The sequence below is a fragment of the Streptomyces sp. NPDC085596 genome (genome assembly GCF_044541565.1).
Classification (GTDB): domain Bacteria; phylum Actinomycetota; class Actinomycetes; order Streptomycetales; family Streptomycetaceae; genus Streptomyces.
In genome coordinates this window covers 642854-659182 of the sequence record NZ_JBITTC010000003.1, presented here as the reverse complement: position 1 = coordinate 659182, position 16329 = coordinate 642854, and the positions used below count along the sequence as shown (strand labels likewise).

At 68.3% G+C, this 16329-nt stretch carries 9 protein-coding genes and 4 pseudogenes; 7 read left to right on the top strand and 6 right to left on the bottom strand.

Features of this window, described 5'->3' with window-relative positions; genetic code table 11:
• Nucleotides 1–588 precede the first annotated feature (588 nt).
• Nucleotides 589–759: pseudogene (locus ACIGA3_RS12970) on the top strand (IS630 family transposase); the annotation flags it as partial.
• Between the two features lie 36 nt (nt 760–795).
• Here ACIGA3_RS12970 and ACIGA3_RS12965 read toward each other — a convergent pair.
• Nucleotides 796–1185, bottom strand: a complete 390-nt coding sequence (locus ACIGA3_RS12965) for a hypothetical protein (RefSeq protein ID WP_399714035.1) — start codon at nt 1183–1185, stop codon at nt 796–798.
• 391 nt (nt 1186–1576) lie between these two features.
• Nucleotides 1577–2254 (bottom strand): DUF4232 domain-containing protein, encoded by a 678-nt coding sequence (locus ACIGA3_RS12960; RefSeq protein ID WP_399713922.1) that lies wholly within the window; start codon nt 2252–2254, stop codon nt 1577–1579.
• Between the two features lie 347 nt (nt 2255–2601).
• On the opposite strand from ACIGA3_RS12960, the gene panD reads away from it, so the two are divergent.
• From panD to ACIGA3_RS12940, 4 genes are all read left to right on the top strand, one after another.
• Nucleotides 2602–3021, top strand: a complete 420-nt coding sequence (gene panD, locus ACIGA3_RS12955) for an aspartate 1-decarboxylase (protein ID WP_399713919.1) — start codon at nt 2602–2604, stop codon at nt 3019–3021.
• A gap of 31 nt (nt 3022–3052) precedes the next feature.
• Nucleotides 3053–3388 (top strand): GNAT family N-acetyltransferase, encoded by a 336-nt coding sequence (locus tag ACIGA3_RS12950; RefSeq protein ID WP_399713917.1) that lies wholly within the window; start codon nt 3053–3055, stop codon nt 3386–3388.
• 473 nt (nt 3389–3861) lie between these two features.
• Complete coding sequence (locus ACIGA3_RS12945) at nt 3862–4386, top strand: threonine aldolase family protein (RefSeq protein WP_399713914.1); 525 nt, start codon at nt 3862–3864, stop codon at nt 4384–4386.
• 206 nt (nt 4387–4592) lie between these two features.
• Complete coding sequence (locus ACIGA3_RS12940; RefSeq protein ID WP_399713912.1) at nt 4593–6038, top strand: serine hydrolase domain-containing protein; 1446 nt, start codon at nt 4593–4595, stop codon at nt 6036–6038.
• A gap of 392 nt (nt 6039–6430) precedes the next feature.
• On the opposite strand, the pseudogene ACIGA3_RS12935 reads toward ACIGA3_RS12940, so the two are convergent.
• The 3 pseudogenes from ACIGA3_RS12935 to ACIGA3_RS12925 form a co-directional block, all read right to left on the bottom strand.
• Nucleotides 6431–8247 (bottom strand): annotated as a pseudogene (locus ACIGA3_RS12935) (glycoside hydrolase family 15 protein).
• 470 nt (nt 8248–8717) lie between these two features.
• Nucleotides 8718–8972, bottom strand: a pseudogene (locus tag ACIGA3_RS12930) (TetR-like C-terminal domain-containing protein); the annotation flags it as partial.
• Nucleotides 8876–9142 (bottom strand): annotated as a pseudogene (locus tag ACIGA3_RS12925) (cytochrome P450); the annotation flags it as partial. The pseudogenes ACIGA3_RS12925 and ACIGA3_RS12930, both read right to left, overlap by 97 nt.
• Before the next feature lie 291 nt (nt 9143–9433).
• Between ACIGA3_RS12925 and ACIGA3_RS12920 the strand changes: the two are divergent.
• Together ACIGA3_RS12920 and ACIGA3_RS12915 are read left to right on the top strand one after the other, a co-directional pair.
• On the top strand, nt 9434–10369 hold the full coding sequence (locus ACIGA3_RS12920) for a hypothetical protein (protein ID WP_399713909.1): 936 nt from the start codon (nt 9434–9436) through the stop codon (nt 10367–10369).
• Between the two features lie 14 nt (nt 10370–10383).
• Nucleotides 10384–12150: a zinc-ribbon domain-containing protein gene (locus ACIGA3_RS12915; RefSeq protein WP_399713906.1), complete on the top strand. Its 1767-nt coding sequence runs from the start codon at nt 10384–10386 to the stop codon at nt 12148–12150.
• Between the two features lie 121 nt (nt 12151–12271).
• On the opposite strand, the gene ACIGA3_RS12910 is transcribed toward ACIGA3_RS12915, so the two are convergent.
• The gene (locus ACIGA3_RS12910) at nt 12272–15424 is read right to left on the bottom strand and encodes a hypothetical protein (protein WP_399713903.1); all 3153 of its coding nucleotides are present in this window, start codon (nt 15422–15424) and stop codon (nt 12272–12274) included.
• Nucleotides 15425–16329 lie beyond the last annotated feature (905 nt).

Genomic DNA, 16329 nt, shown 5'->3' with positions numbered 1-16329 from the left:
GGTCCCCGGAGCACGCCAGACCCAGCGGTCACACGTGGTGATCCTTCGCACAGCCGAGGAACGCGAGTGGGAGCGCACGCTGTTCGGCCTGGGGGAGTGAGGGGGGCGCGTGCGAGTCTTCGACGGTGCTTCGCGAGAGGAGCTCCCGCTGGTCGAGTGACAAAGCCGCGCAACTCTTTGAAACGGCATCGGTTTCTAAAGACTCTTTAGTCAAATGCGGCGCTCGGAGATGCAGGGCGTCCAGCGACCTGCGTGCATTAGGGACGGCGGCACCGAAGTTGGCCGCCGTGCGGCGGTCATCGGGTATGTGAGGACGCCACCCCCACTATGTCAGTCGACCTTCTGTGGCGATCCATCCATCAATCGCCACCTGAGGAATCTCGCAGACCATCCATGTGAAATGAGGTCTCCATGCAGTCCATCCGGACCTGGACCGTGGCCGCTGTAGCTGTGCTGAGCCTTCTCGGCAGTGGGACCGTTTCGTCGGAAGCCGTCACCGCTGCTAGTGCTCTGACCGCATAGGTTCGCCGGTTGGCGGTCGCGGCGGTTGGATGGGCGGTGATGTCCGATTCGGCTGCTGGAGGCGCGGTGGCCGAGCCTGTCCGTGTGCGCAGACTGACCGACCAGGAGGGGCAGCGGCTGCAGCAGATCGTGCGGCGGGGCAGCACCAGCTCGGTGCGCTACCGGCGCGCGATGATGCTGTTGACCTCGGCCGGCGGGAACCGCGTGCCGGTTATCGCCCAGCTGGTGGCGGCCGACCGTCGGCGGCGGCTTGAGGCTTCCCGTCATGACGGCCTACTCGGCCATCTCCTCGGGAGAAAGACGAGTGATCTTCTTTCCCGCTTCGGTCTCGACCAGGGTCAACGCGCCAATCCAGTTCCCGTCTTCGGGATACTCCCAGTTGGCCGCGTCTTCGAGAATCGCCGGAAGCTGATCACGAGGCACCAGCTCGCCGGACTGGAAGCCGTTCTCCCCGGAGGGGGAGGTCCACGGCGCGAGTCGGCGGACCTCGATCCACCCACGATCGATGAGAGCGAGCAAGATTCCCGCCAGCTCTTTGGCCGGTCGGGACTGGTCGGCTTCGTCGAGATCGCCCCAGACACCAGCCAGGATGTCGATCTCATAAGAATTGACCATGAAGGCTTCTTCAGACTTGGTCAATGTGTCCCACTCTTGCTTGCTCACTCAGCAATCGTCGCAGTGCCGGGGCACGACAGTCTGCTACACCACCCACCAGGCCATCCCAACTCGGTGCTCACCCTGACCGCCCGGACCCGGTGAGCCTTCGCGGTCACAGCACTAAGGGAGGACCTGGGCTTCACCTGCGGGTTTCCTCCCGGTGCAGTGCCGCCTGGGTCCTCTCCGACAAGGGGGACGATGTGTGGGAGGGATGGATTCAGATCCGCAAGGGGGTTCGTACCCCGTCCACGCGTCGCCCTCTCGGCCGGCGTACTCCCTGATGGTCGGCACCAGCCACGCGTACCGGGCCTGCAAGAAGAACATCACCGACGACGGCCACGTCTGCGGCGCTTGGCATTGAGCCCAGCGCGGCGAAGTGTCCTGGGGTGACGGTGCGTCAGAAGTCGTAAGGCTTCTTGGTGTTCCAGTTCAGGACGTCGGCCTCGTTCCAGATGAACTGGCCCTTGGTGTCGACGGAGTAGAAGGGGCCGGTGTGGCCGTTCGCGCCGCGCAGCGCGATGGCGAACGACTGCGCCGTGTGGTTCTTCGAGCCGTAGCCGAAGAGGTCCACCGCGCTGTATGCCTTGCCTCCGGGCGGGAGCGTGATGTGCGTGTCGCCGCCCGGGTTGTCCTTCTTCGAGTGCGGCAGTGTGGCCCCGTCGACGTTCCCGCCGAGCTTCACGGCCGGGTACGAGGTGACCCAGCAGGGCTTGGTGCCCTCGTTCGACGCGGTGACCAGCAGGTGGTCACCCTGCTGACCGGCGAACCGGTGCACCGCGGTGACCAGCATCTCGTCTCCGCGGCACTGCTGAGCGCCGGCCGTTGTGCCCTTGCTCGCGACCTCGCGCGTCCCGCTCGAGACGGTCGCCGAGCGAGCCCCATCCTTAGGGGCGCCACCGCTGCCGTCCCCGTCAGACGCGGACCGGCTCAGCGAAGTACCAGTGGTGTGATCGCCGCCTGCCGCCTCCGAGCCCTCATCGGCGCCGCCGCAGGCGGTCAGGCCCAGCGCCAGCGCGGCGGTAACGGCGGCCAGGGCGGCGGAACGGGTGGTACGGCGGGCACGCTGCGTGGTCATGATGAAAGCTCCCCCATGGTCTGTCGGCACGCGTCACCTCCTCCTGCTCCCGCAAGAGGGTCGGCCGCATCGGCTGTTTCGCTGCACCCCGTGAGATGACGCCGGGGCGGGCGTCGTTCACCCGGGTATGTCCGCATTCGGTAACGAGGCAACTGGGCGGCGGGCACGCCGGTGTTCATCCGCGCACCGGCTGGGCCGGGTCGCCCTCGGAGTCGGTAATCGGTCAGCACGAGTCCGGAAAAACCTGGGGACGGCTGCCGCCCTTGAATGCGACTCGTTGTAAAGTGTGGAAATAGCACTTGACCTGCAAAAACGCAGGCAGGGAGCCTACATTTCGGAGTATTTCGATGCTGCGCACCATGTTCAAATCCAAGATCCACCGAGCCACCGTCACCCAGGCCGACCTGCACTACGTGGGATCGGTGACCATCGACGCCGAGCTGCTGGACGCGGCGGATCTGCTGCCCGGTGAGCTTGTGCACATCGTGGACGTCACCAACGGGGCCCGGCTGGAGACGTACGTGATCGAGGGGGAGCGTGGGTCCGGGGTGATCGGGATCAACGGGGCCGCGGCGCACCTCGTGCACCCCGGCGACCTGGTGATCATCATCAGCTACGCCCAGGTCTCCGACGCCGAGGCGCGGGAGCTGAAGCCCAGGGTCGTGCATGTCGACGGGGACAACCGGATCGTGTCCCTCGGCGCCGACCCGTCCGAGCCGGTGCCCGGGACGGACCAGCAGCGCAGCCCGCAGGCCATATCGGTCTGACCTTGGACGACGACCAGGAGCGTGCGTGCCCATGAGTGGTGTCGAGATCCGTGACGACCGGGCGGGGGGCCGGCTGGAGGCCGTCGCCGGAGGCGAAGTCGTCGGGCACATCGAGTACTTCGTGCTGGACTCGCCCGCGCGCGCCCTGGTCCCCGTCCACACGATCGTGGAGCCCGCCCACGAGGGCAAGGGCATCGCGGGTTCACTCGCCCGCGAGCTTTACGCGCTCGCGGGGCGGGACGGTGTGCCCGTCGCTCCGCTGTGTCCGTACGTCGTCGCCTGGGCCGAGCGGCATCCGGACGAGGCGCCCGCCGCCGATCCCGCGCTGGTCGCCGCCGCGAAGGAGTGGCTGCGCGCCGGTCGCTGATCGCGGGGGAGTGGGGCGGGGCGCGGCGGGTAGTCGGGAGGTGGTCACCACGAAGTCCGGCGACCGCACGGAGGCAGTCATGACCCAGCCGAACCCCGACCCCGTCCCCCCGGTACCCGGCCCTGGCCCCGGGCCCACTCCGCCGGACCCGTACCCGACGCCGGTACCGCTGCCCCAGCCCGGACCCGAGCCGACACCACCGGCCCCCGGACCGCCCGCACCGGGGCCAGTACCTCCGGGCCCCGCCCCGTCGCCCATCCCGCCGGGCCCGGAACCCGCCCCCAGTCCGGAGCCGGGTCCCCCGCTGACCCACTGAGCCGGGTCCCCCCCGGGGGGCTGCCCCACGGAGCCGGGTCCCCCGTTGACCCGCTGAGGGGTACGAGGCGGGCTCCGATCCCACCCGATCACGGGGCTCCGCGACGCTCGTGAGGCAAGAGGCAACCCCGGCCAAGTACGAGAGGCAGCCCCGCCCAATGGACGGCGCGCGCTTCGCCAATGCCCTGGACCACCTCGGTACCAGCCCGGCCGAGATGACCTGGAAGGCCGGCGTCGACGTCCTGTCCTTCGGCGCCACCAAGAACGGCGCGATGACCGCCGATGTCATCGTCTCCTTCGACCCCGCACTCGCCGCCGAGCTCGCCTTCCGCGTCAAGCGTGCCGGCCAGCTCGCCTCCAAGATGCGCTTTCACACGGCCCAGATCGACGCGTACCTCACCGACGGTCTGTGGCTGCACAACGCCCGCCAGGCCAACGCGATGGCCGCCCGTCTCGGGGATGGCCTCAAGGCCATCCCCGGCACCGGCCTCCTCGCCGTGCCCCAGGCCAACATTCTCTTCTGCCGCCTGCCCCGGCACGTCACCGAAGGACTCCTCGCCGAGGGCTACGCCTTCTACCACGACCGCTGGGAGCCGGGCATCGTCCGGTTCGTCACCGCCTTCTCCCACACCGCCGACGACATCGACCAACTCCTCGACGCAGTCCGCCGCCACTCCCGCTGACCGGGAGACGCGAGCGGATTCCCCGCGAGATGTGACGAGTCCCGTGGTGGTCGGGCAACGCCCCCTCGCCTCCGGCGGCCCGGCTCTCGCCGCCGAGGCCGCCGAGGCTGATCGAGGCAGGGGCCTTGGCGTCGAAGCGGGGGACGGGCGAGGATCAACGCTGGAGAACGGGGGAGTCTCCCCCCTTCCTCGACGCGGGAGTTGCCATGACTGATGAGCAGGACGCGCTGTCGGAGTTCGTCGAGGCCACGGCCACGAAGTACGGGGTGCCGGGTGTCGCCGTCGGGGTGTGGGTGGACGGCCGGGCGATATACGGGTGCCACGGCGTGACGAGCGTCGAGAACCCGCTGCCCGTCGACGAGGACACGCTGTTCGTCCTGGGCTCGGTCACGAAGCCCTTCACGGCGACGGCACTGATGCGGCTGGTCGCGGAGGGGCGGATCGAACTGGACGCGCCGGTGCGGCGGTACGTTCCCGAACTCGCCCTCCCGGACGAACGGGCCGCGGCCGAGATCACCGTGCTGCAGTTGCTCAACCACACGGCGGGCCTCGACTGGCGGATGAGCGCCGACACCGGGGAGGGGGACGACGCCCTGGGCGCGTACGTGGCGAAGATGTCCGAGGTGGAGCTGATCGCACCACCCGGTGCCCGCGCCTCCTACAGCCAGGTGGGGTACAACCTGGCCGGGCGGATCATGGAGAGAGTCACGGGCCGGACCTACGAACAGGCCGTAGCCTCGCTGCTGTTCGAGCCGCTGGGTCTCTCGAACACCTTCTTCGCCACCGGTGACGTGATGACACGCCGCTTCTCGGTGGGGCACAACGTCGGCGAGGACGGAGCACCGGCCGTCGCGCGGCAGTGGAAGGACAGCCGCGGCAACAACCCCGGCGGGGGCGGCGCCTCCTCGGTGGCGGACCTGCTTCGCTGGGCCCGCTTCCACCTGGGTGACGGCCACGCACAGGACGGCACCCGGGTGATGTCGGCCGAGGCCCTGCGGCGGATGCGGGAGCGGACGGTCGAGCTGCGGGGCAGCACGCTCGGTGACGCCTTCGGCATCTGCTGGTTCCTGCGTGACGTGGACGGCGTTCGCACCGTCGGTCACGGCGGCTCCGCCAACGGCCAGTTCACCGAGCTGCTGATCGTGCCCGAACGTGACTTCGCGGTCGTCGCGATGTCCAACGCCGGCCCGGACGGCGGCCTCGCCTTCAACCAGACCGCCGTCCGATGGGCGCTCGAGCATTACCTCGGAGTCGTCGACCGGGACCCGGAGCCGCTTCCTCACGACGAGGAGCGGGCCGACGAGGTGGCCGGGACCTACGCGAACGACATGATGACGCTCACGATCGCCGTCGAAGGGGCCGGGCTGACGATCGCCTGCGCGATCAAACCGGAGATCCGCGCGGAGGCGGACACCGAACTGCCCCCGGATCTCCCGCCGGCCGGTCTCGGCCTGCTGCCCGGCGACGCGGACGCGTACATCGTCACGGGCGGTGGCCTGAAGGGGCAGCGCGGCTTCTTCACGCGCGACGAGGGCGGTGTCATCACCGGCGCCGATCTCGCCGGGCGGCTGTTCCAGTGGGTCTCCTCGCAATCCGCGAGCGGCCAGCGGCGTCTCGGGAGGCGTCCTGCTGGACCTACGACGACGCGGTGAGATTCGTGATGGTGCCGGGTGGCTGGCAAGGCGGATGGGCCTTCGACCCGGTGGCTGACGAGCTGCGCCGAGACGGGCACCAGGTCGAAGCGGTGAAGCTGTCGGGGCTGGAGGCGGACGGGCCCCGCCGATGGGTCGCAGTTCCCGAGGGGGCTCGACCCGCGCGCGTGGTGGCTGGCTGGCAACCCCGGCCCGGCGCTCGGCCGGACGTTCATCAGCGGTGGCGCGTGGGAGGGGAGCCCGTTCGGGACCCTGACCGAACGGCTGCGTGACGACCCGGGCCGGCGGTTCCACGAGATTCCCGTCGGCCACAACATCGCCCGCCGCGATCCGCACGGCCTCGCCGCCGTCCTCGGCGCACTGCCGCCCGACCGTGCCTGACGCATGGGGTGTCACGTCTGCACGCGGTCGAGGGCCTCGTCCAGGGTGGTGGCGGCCATGATGAGGGAGAGGTGGGTGAAAGCCTGGGGGAAATTGCCGAGTTGTTCGCCGCTCGGGCCTATCTCCTCGGCGAACAGGCCCACATGGTTGGCGTACGTCTGCATCATCTCGAACGCGTAACGCGCCTGCCGTACACGGCCGGCCAGGGCGAGCGCGTCGATGTAGAGGAAGGTGCAGAGGCTGAACGTGCCCTCGGAGCCTTGCAGTCCGTCGGGAGACGCCGTCGGGTCGTAGCGGTAGACCAGGCTGTCCGAGACGAGGGTGCGGTCCATCGCGTCGAGCGTCGACAGCCAGCCGGGGCTCCGGGGCGCGAGAAATCCGACGCGCGGGATGAGCAGCAGCGAGGCGTCGAGGACGTGGCCGTCGTAATGCTGGACCAGGGCCTGCTCCTTGTCGCTCCACCCCCGTTCCATCACCTGTTCCAGGATGGCGTCGCGGGCGGCCGTCCAGGCCACCGTGTCGGCGGGGCGGCTGAACTCCCTCGCCAGGCGCAGTCCGCGGTCGAAGGCGACCCAGCACATCACCCGGCTGTAGGTGAAGTCGTTGCGACCACCGCGGGTCTCCCAGTTGCCCTCGTCCGGCCGGTCCCAGACGGTCGCGAGCCAGTCCAGGGTCGAGGCGAGCCCCTTCCAGCCGTGGTACCCGGTCCGGTCTCCCACATCCCTGCCCTCGGCGAGGGCGTAGAGCGCCTCGCCGTAGATGTCGAGCTGCAGTTGGTCCATCGCCGCGTTCCCTGCCCGTACCGGCGCGGAACCGCGGTACCCCTCGAAGTGGCCGAGGATCTCCTCGGGGATGTCAGGGTCCCCGTCGGCGCGGTACATGACCTGGAGACGTTCGCCCGGCGCGTCGGCGCGGTCGCGCATCCGGTCGCCGAGCCACTGCGTGAACCGGGCCGCCTCGTCGACGAACCCCAGGTCCAACAGCGCCCGCACGGAGAGGGAGCCGTCGCGGACCCAGGTGCACCGGTAGTCCCAGTTGCGTTCGCCGCCGACCTGCTCGGGCAGCCCCATGGTGGCCGCGGCGACCGGTGCGCCCGTGGGAGCGTAGGTGAGGAGCTTGAGGGTGATGGCCGAGCGGTTCACCATGGCCGGCCACCGGCCCCGGTAGCGGGAGGTCCGCAGCCAGTTCTGCCAGAACTCACCCACGACGAAGAACCGCTCGGCCAACTCCTCCAGTACGACGGGGGCGGGCGGCTCCCCTCCGGCGTCGCAGACGGTGAAGACGGCGACGGCGGTCTGTCCGGCCTCGAGTGTGATCTCACCTCGGACGTCTCGCTCGTCGCGCCGCAGAGGGACGTGGCCTGGAGGTATCCGGTCTGCGCCGGTGCCCGGAACACGGCTGCCGCAGGCGTCATATCGAGGTCATGGAGGGCGCGGCCGTAGTCGAAGCGGGGTCGGCATTCCAGAGCGAAGCGCACGGTGCCGCGCACGGCGCGTACGAGACGCATCACAGTGTGCCGGTCCGTCGGTGTCAGAGCCGTGTCCGGCGGCATGCAGTCGATGACCTCACCGACACCCGCCGGCGACATGAACCGCGTCACCAGCACGGCCGTGTCCGGATAGTAGAGCTGTTTGCAGACAGCGTCACGATCCGGCGGGGCGAACAGGAGATACCCGCCTCGGTCGTGGTCGAGCAAGGCGGCGAAGACACTCGGGGAGTCGAACCGGGGAGCGGCGAACCAGTCGATCACACCGCGGGAGGAGACCAGCGCAGCGGTCTGCAAGTCACCGATCAGACCGTGTTCGGCGATGGGCGGATAGCGGTCCATGGTGACTCCCGTACGTGCGTCGGGTGCCTCGGGCGGGCTTCTCCGGGGGGCCGGGAGAAGGAGGCCCGAAGGAGCGCCCAGCCGCACCACGGGTCTCGCACCGCTGCGTCCATTGCATCACCGGGACAGACCGGGCGCACCCCGGACCGCGCCGCCGCAGGCCCCTGTACCGCTCGCGACGGGCTGCCCGCGAGGCCGTCCGGAGCCGGAAAAGCGTGCTGCCGACCGGCTGGCCGAGGCATCGTCAAATCCCGGCGAGGCAGGTACAGCCACGTGCTGTCACGCTCCCGCCGCCACCGGATCGCCGAGTAGCCCGACGAGGCTCCCGTCACGCACCACCGTGATCTGGTTCCTGGACGGCTCCTCCAACTTGGCTACGACTTCGGCGATCTGGTCGACGCCGACGGACATGGCCCTGCGGAGGCGGGCAGGGTCCCGGGCCCCGGCTGCGTGCCCACCGGGAAGGTGCGTCAGATGTCGGCGAGCCTGTCCACCAGCAGGTCCACCCTCGGCTTGGTGTCCTCCGGCGGCAGCCGTCCCGCCCGGGTCAGGGTGGCCAGCCCGTGCAGGGCCGCCCAGAACGTCTCGGTGAACAACCCCGGGTGGACGCCGTCCCCGGCGACCTCGCCTAGGCTTTCCAGCAGAGCGGCGAAAGCGTCCTTGAGGGGCTCCGGTGTGTCCTCCCGCGCGTACGCGAGACCGCCGTCGAGCTGGAAGATGGCGTCGACTGGGCCGCAGGCACAGCCAGTCGAAGCCGGGGGAAGCGCCGGAGTACCTCCCGCAGGGCGATCTCGGCCTCCGCCTTGGCCAGGGGCGCGCCGACGCAGCGGTGGATGCCGTGGCCGAAGCCGAGATGGGCGGCGGCGTCCCGGTCCGAGTCGAGTTCGTCGGGTGCGACGCAGATCCGGCCTCATCGGCCGTGCTTGCCCGCGCAGACCTCGGTGAGCCGGGCCACGTCACCCCGCGCACGGGTCTGGTATACGGGTCCTGGAATGGCTGAAGATGTGCACACAGCTCCCCACCGAACTTCCGTCTCGGCCACCTCTACCTGAGCCCGTGCTGACTGCCCGCGATGAGTGTGCCCTCCCGTCGGCCGGCGGGGAGCAGGGCCCGTCCTAGGCCCCGTCGTGTCAGAGGTGGGTTCTACGCTAATAAGCTCTGCAGCGCCGAGCAAGGAGCGGGTCCCATGGCCGTCGACTTTGTTGCCCTACATGAGCCGCTTGTGGAGTGGGTGCACGAACAGACAGTCGCAGCCTCGGCGGAGTACGTGACGATCACCGCCTTCGGCGAACAGTATGGTCTCGACGAACAACAGTGCTTCCGGCTCCTGCAGACATGCAAGGAGTGGGGCCTGCTGACCGATCTTTGGGCCGGGTTGGCTGAGCCAACAGCCAATCTGACACCAAAGGGACTGCAATGGGTACAGGAACGCCAATGTCGGCGCGCTGACCCCCGAGAGCGAACTGCCACTGCACGTAAGGGCCTGCTGACCTGGTTGTGGGAGCAGAAGAACGGGGGCGTGGGTTATCCCATCGTGAAGGGCGTCCTTCAGACCCCGCACTCGCTTCACGAGGGAGGTCGACTCACGCCAGAGGAGATCGACCGTGCCGGTGCCTATCTCCTCGCCAAGGCATTGATCACAGGAAAAAAGACGGGGCAGACCGAGGGGCCCGTACGGGCTGAGATCACGGCAGAAGGGCAGGACTGCGTGGAGCACTTCGACGGCGACGTGAGCGCGTATGAGCGTCGAAACAGTGCTGGCAACACGACATTCAACATCGGGGAGAACACGGGCAACATCGCCGCGAACAGCCGTGACTTCACCATGAATGCCACAACCCACAAGGACGGGATTGACCCTGCGGCAGTCGTCATGCTCGCCCGCGCACTGCGTCAGGCTGCGCCTGCTTTGGAGCTGCCGGAGGAAGACGGCCTCGAGTTCATCCAGCTCGCCACGCGTCTCGAAAATGAGGCCGAAAACGGCTCGCCCGACCCCAGCAGGCTCCAGCGCTGGGGCGGATCCATCGTCGGCATCCTCAACTCTCCCGTGGTCAGTGGAGCCCTGGGAAGCGTGCTCGCCGCCTACACCGGGACGGTGCTTCCGGGCCTGCCATCCGGGTAAGACCGCAGCCCAGAATGACCACAGGGTGGTTCGAAAGAGGAAAGAAGCACTCACCGCGACATCCACCTCGCTCAGTCACACCGGCGGCACAAGCGTGGCCAGTGGGAGGCCCTTGTCAGTGGCGGCTGTCAGGATCCGCCGTTATGAGTAAACGGCGAAGTGCTACCGAGGTGGCTGCAGTTCGTGCTCGGCTGAAGGTCGAGTTCGTGTCCAACTTGTCCAGTCCGGGTATGGCGCTGGACGCTATGCCGCTGTCCTCCACGGACCAGTGCCGGTGGCGCTGCTCGACGGAAGGATGTGGTCACCAGTGGCCTGCCCGGTTACAGTTTCGCACCCGTACAGTCAAGCCCTCAGGGTGCCCTGAGTGCTGGCAACGCCGCAATCGGGCCCCAGGGCCGGGAGAATCGCTCGCTGAGCTGAATCCTGTGCTGGCACGGCAATTTCGCCGCAACCTCAGTCGTCCCGACCGTGGCCCAGGCACCCTGCGCCCGCAGTCCTCTGACCTGTGCGAGTGGGAGTGCGCTCAAGGGCATGTCTGGTCGGCGAAGCTCGCCAACCGTACCAATGGACGCGGCTGCTCGGCCTGTACCGGCCACGGCCGCTCCCCGTTCGAGTGCAACGTCGCCATGCTGGTCGAGGCCGCATCCGGGCTCAGCGTGGAACTGGACCACCGCCTCCGCCTGCCCGGGCGCCGTCAAGACCGCTTCGACCTGCACCTGCCCGAGCCGGCCCCTGGCCTGCTCATCGACCTGGACCCGCTATGGACCCACGGGCGGCCAGGAAGCCTGGCGCGTGACACCGCGAAGACTGCGGCAGCACTCGCCGCTGGACTCGATGTGGAACGCATCCGAGGCCGCGGGCTGCCGCCCGTCTCGGTACACGGCCTCCTCCACCATGAGGCAGGGCCGGGGGTGAATCCCGAAGACTGGGCAGAGGCAGTGGGTGTCGTACTGCGACGCCGCGGCCTGGCCTGGCGACAGCTCACACCAGTGGAGACCACTGCGGCACTCACGAAGGGTGCGCAACTGTGGCAGAGAGTCGTAATGGGCCCCGAGGTGTCAGCCGTGGACGTAGCGCCGCACCTGGAGGAGGAGTTCGTCGCGAACCTCACCAACCCGGGCAAGACACCTGAGCGGATGCCGCCTGGCTGCAACGACGTGTGTCTGTGGCGGTGCCAGAAGCCGGACTGCGGCTACGAATGGAAGGTTAAAGTGAACAGTCGGGCACTTGCCGGACACGGCTGCCGCCAGTGCGGTCACGCACGGGTGGGTGCGGCAAACAGCAGGCCCGGCCCGGGTGAATCACTCGCCGAAGTGAATCCGACGATGGCCGAAGAACTCGTCGAGGTCGTCGGCCACCCCGGCTGGACCGCGTTCAACTTGCTCCCCACGTCGAACAAGACCTGCCAGTGGCGGTGCCCCGAATCACACTGCCGCTTCGAGTGCCCCGCCCCTCCAAGCCGCCGCACAAGCCAGTTGAGCGGATGCCCCCGATGCGCTCGCCGACGCACCATTGCCGGCAGAGTGCGCCCCAAGCCCGGCAAATCCCTCCAGGAGGTGCACCCTGCCCTCGCTGGCGAGCTTGTCGAAGTGGTCGACGAACCGCACCTTACTGCGAAGGACCTGAGGCCCAGCTCCGCCAAACTGTGCCTGTGGGCGTGTTCGAAGCCCGGCTGTCCGGGACGGTGGGATGCCACGCCTGATCAGCGCTCCCGCCGCGGGGCCACCGGCAAACGCTGTCCCGTGTGCCACCCCCCGGGCAAGAGCCGCACCCAGCCTTAACCCCTCGGCTCGCGCATCGCACCTTCTCGCTGCGCGGCCGACCATGTCGCCTCACCGCCTCACCGCGTCGCATCGCCGCAGGTCATTGCATCCGGAATGTTGCGGTATCACTGCTGCGCTGTCAGGGGATCTGGGTGGCGGCTTGGCGGACGCGTGCGCTGTTGTCGGTGCGGAGGCGTTCGGTGATTTCCTGGTAGCCGGAGCCCTCGTCTGAGGGGAGTTCTGTGAGGACCTGGGCCAGGTTGTAGCGGACGCCCGTGTTGGAGTCCTTGACGAAGAGGCGTGCCAGGTCCGGGTCCCGGTGCGGGGCGCGCCCCCAGCAGACCACGGCGATCTGTCGCAGGAAACGTGAGGGGTGGTCGGCTATGAGGGAGATCGGTGCGGGGACCAGGTGGTCGAGGGCAAGGACCGTTCGTGCCTGCAGCCACTGCGGCCCTCGCTCCTGCTTGGAACGCGTCAGCTGGGGGAGCAGGCGTTGTCCCACGAGGGCGGCTTGCTCGATGGTGACGGCGAGGACGGCGGCTGCATGCAGGATCTCTGCGGGCAGGCGCCCGTCTCCTCCCGTGTTGACCTTGAAGCGGCTCAGAGGATGCTGGCTGCGCCGCTCGAAAGCGTCTGCCGGGTGCTCTCCGGGACCGGGGTGCAGGTCCATGAGACGTGCGAACATGTCCGTCCGCACGGGAATCGGCAGGATTCCAGCGAGGACAGCGAGGGCGCGCGCCGCAGACGCGCGCCGCTCGGCCATATCGTTGCGGTCTTCGGCCCACTGCAGCAGGTGTGCTGCGACACGTTCACGCAGACTGCTGATCGGCTCGTCCGCTCCCGGCGGGGTCTGTTCATTTGCGCAGGCTGCGAGGAAGGCTGCGCACCGGTGCGCGGTGCCGTCCACGGAGAAGTAGGAACGCACGGTGCCCACCGGTTCGGCCAAAACAGTGCCAGCCAATTCCCGCGCGGTGTCGGCGACAGACGGGTCGTCGACCTGCCAACTGGCCAGGAGAGCTGCAGCGCCGCGGTGCCCTGCATGCGCCCTTTCACGTACCAACGGCACGGCAGCCGAAAGGCGCGCGCCGACGCCGGCAAGGAGGTCTTCGGCACCGTTTATGTCGAGCTTCCACGCTTGCAGCAGAGCTTGGCCGGCTTGATCTGCCACTGGCAGCTCGGCCCTGATGCAGGCACCGAGAAAGGACAGTATCTGCTCGTCGGTGAACCGGTAAGTGTTCGGCTCCCTGGGAACCCATTCGACCACCAAGGGCAGGACCCGTTGCGCTGCCTCCGCTGGCAGCCTCCCGTCGAGTGCTCCGAGCGCTCCAAGTGCTTCCTTGACGGGATCGCTTCCCGTCAGTCCTGGCTGCGGACCCGTAGTGACCATGTCTGCCAGGTGTGCGGCGATACCCGGCACCGCGTCGTCCGGGATCAAGTCCGCCTGCTCGCCGGTCACCGCTGCGGCTGCGCCGCACACCCATCGCGCCCGAACCTGGAGCAAGCCGCACACATCGAGGTATTCGCGTGCGGATCGAGTGGCGCTTCGTGCGTCCTTCCTGCGGCCGGCAAGGACCAGGTGACGCACGGCAGCTTTCACTTCCCCGGCACGGTTGAAGACCTCGCCGTAGCGCTGATGGGCGAGGAGTTCATCAATCAGGGCACCGGAAATCCGGTCTTGCCACAGCCACTGGTGCGAGGCTCGTGACGCGTCCGGCAGCTTGCCGTCGGTCAATGCCTCCAGGGCGCTGACGGCCGGGTCGAAGGAGAGATCGATGAGTCGTGCGCCCTTGGCGCCGACTGTGCGAGCCGACTGCATGGCCCGCGACGACTCCCCGAAACCGAGACCATACTGGTCGGACAGGTAGGAAATGGCCCGCAGGGCGTGCCGGGCATCGCCTCCAAGGCCTTCGCGCGTAGCAGCCAGTACGGCACGCCTGTAGGCCTCAATGGCCTCGTCCCCCAGGTCCCCCAGGGCCAAGGCGCGACCACGGCGCATGTGCACCAGGACCGCGACCCGTTCCGGAATGCGGCCGCCCAACGCACGCCGGTCGAGGTCGGCGTAGGCCTCTTCCGGACTCTGCCCGGAGCGGACGGCCAGATCCGCCAGACAGCACTCAAGCCGAACACGTAGAAGACCTGACTGGGAAGCGACCAGTCCGGCAGCCAGACCGCACAGCCCCGCCGGATCATCGCCAGGATCTTCATCGACAACGATCTGCTCGATGACCGCCAGCACCAAGCGGGGCGCCAAGAACTCACCTGTCTGGACCACAGCCTCAAGTGCAGCGGTCACCGGCGCGAGGTCATAGCCGTGTTCGAACCAGTCCGCCAGCGCCTTCAACACCACATAGATGCTGGGTGCGGCGCCACCAGAGTCAGAAGCGAGCCGCTCCAGGTGGTCCCCCGGGAACACGCGATCCCCCGCCTCAAACTGGTCCAGTAGCAACTCCGCCGCGACCGCGAATGCCGCACCATTCTGGCCATCCGCCACCAGCAGGTCGCGCTGCCGCACGCGCAACTGACCGGCATGCCCCGCAAACGACACTCGTTCCAGCTCCTGCGCCAACTCTCCAAACAGCTCGGCAGCCGGCCCGGGATGCGTTTCCGCAAGTTGCTCAGCGCGCTGCAGAGCGTCGGACAGCCCCATGTGCTCAAGGGGATCGTTGAGAAGCGCATACCCGTGCGGGAGCGACGGAACGGGAGGGGGCTCCACCCCACAGAATGCCTTGGCCCACTCCGGACCGAACACGCCCGCGACAAGATGCGGACGCTCATGTAGGAACCGAGACAGGGCGCCAGCGTCGTACAGATCGATTTCTATGTCGCCCTTGTACTCCTCCTGCAGGGCGACAAGTTCTTGCTCTACCTTTGTGTCGTCGACGACACACCCTGCAGCCAGGACGAAGCGGACTGACTCGAACCGCCGCTCAGACCAATCCTCTTTGGGGGTGGCCGTGCGGGGCGGGCCGGTGAAGTCGGTGACAGCCTTACGGAGGGCAGGCGCGGAGAGGGAACCGATCCTGCGCACCTGGTAGACGTGTGTCTTCCCCATCCTTCTGCCGATGAGGTCCAGTCCGCCTTGGTCCTGACCAGAGCGACCGTAACCGCGGATGTCATTCATTCCGTCGACGAGCCACATGACTTCGCCGACTACACGCTCAAATACGGGCGGTGCGAGCTGCCCGAAGGGCAACACGTCGGGGGCAGATAGCGGCGGCGTGAGGGCGGTCTCATTGCGTCGACTGACAAGAGTGCCCAGACGGACCCTCTCAGGAGTGAGCTCAACAGCCATCTTGCATCCTCGCCTACTACCTGCCTACAAACGCCTCGTCAACTTATCCCGAGGCAAGCCCAGGACGGGAGATGTTTGTACGGGCCATTGCCTGCAAAGCCAACCTTCAAGCTAGTGCGTACGCGCCATTGGGCACGGTGGTTGCCGATGCCCGTGGGTGCCTCCGTTGTGGGGGAATCATGCCGGTGGTGACTGACCACCGAGGGCGTTAGGGTCCGTGATGCTGGTCGCCCGCCCGAAGCAGCACAGGGTTTCCGGCAGCCGCGTCGCCCTGATGGCGCCGCACCGTCTCCTGTACGGTTATGCCGCACCCTCCTAGGCCTGGGATTTTTGCCCATATGAGTCCGAGTCCGGCGAGCTTCTCGAGTCGTTCCGCCCGAGCGGGGCGCGCCGCTGCTTGGTGTGGGAGAGCCATACCCCGAGCCGGACCTCCGTCCCGTCTTCCAGTACCTCGGTGTGGGTAGGGCTGACGGCCTCCACCGTGCCCGCGCGCCCGGTACTGCTCCAGCCCTTGCACCCCCACAGGAACGCGGCGGACATACCCTTGGGGCCCCTTTCGGCCGTCTTCCCGCCCGTCTCGACCCCGCGACGGCGGCCATCTCCGGTCCCACGGTCGCCGAGGGCGGGAGTGACCCCGAGGCTGTGAGGCATTCCCGCTGCCCGGCCGCGAACTGCTCCCGCACGACGTGGTCCTGCCGCCGCTGAAGCCACCGCCCCCGTCCGCGCCGGAGGCGGTCACGCCCGGCACGATGTCGTCTAGGACGGTCTACAGCGCGAGCATCTGCGCCACGGCGACGTAGGTGCGCTGCCAGTCCACCAACCAGTCCGGGTCGATCTGTTGGGGATAGCCGGGCGCTGTACGTGATCGGGTCGTGAGGCGGCGCTAGGCTGCCGACCGTGACAAG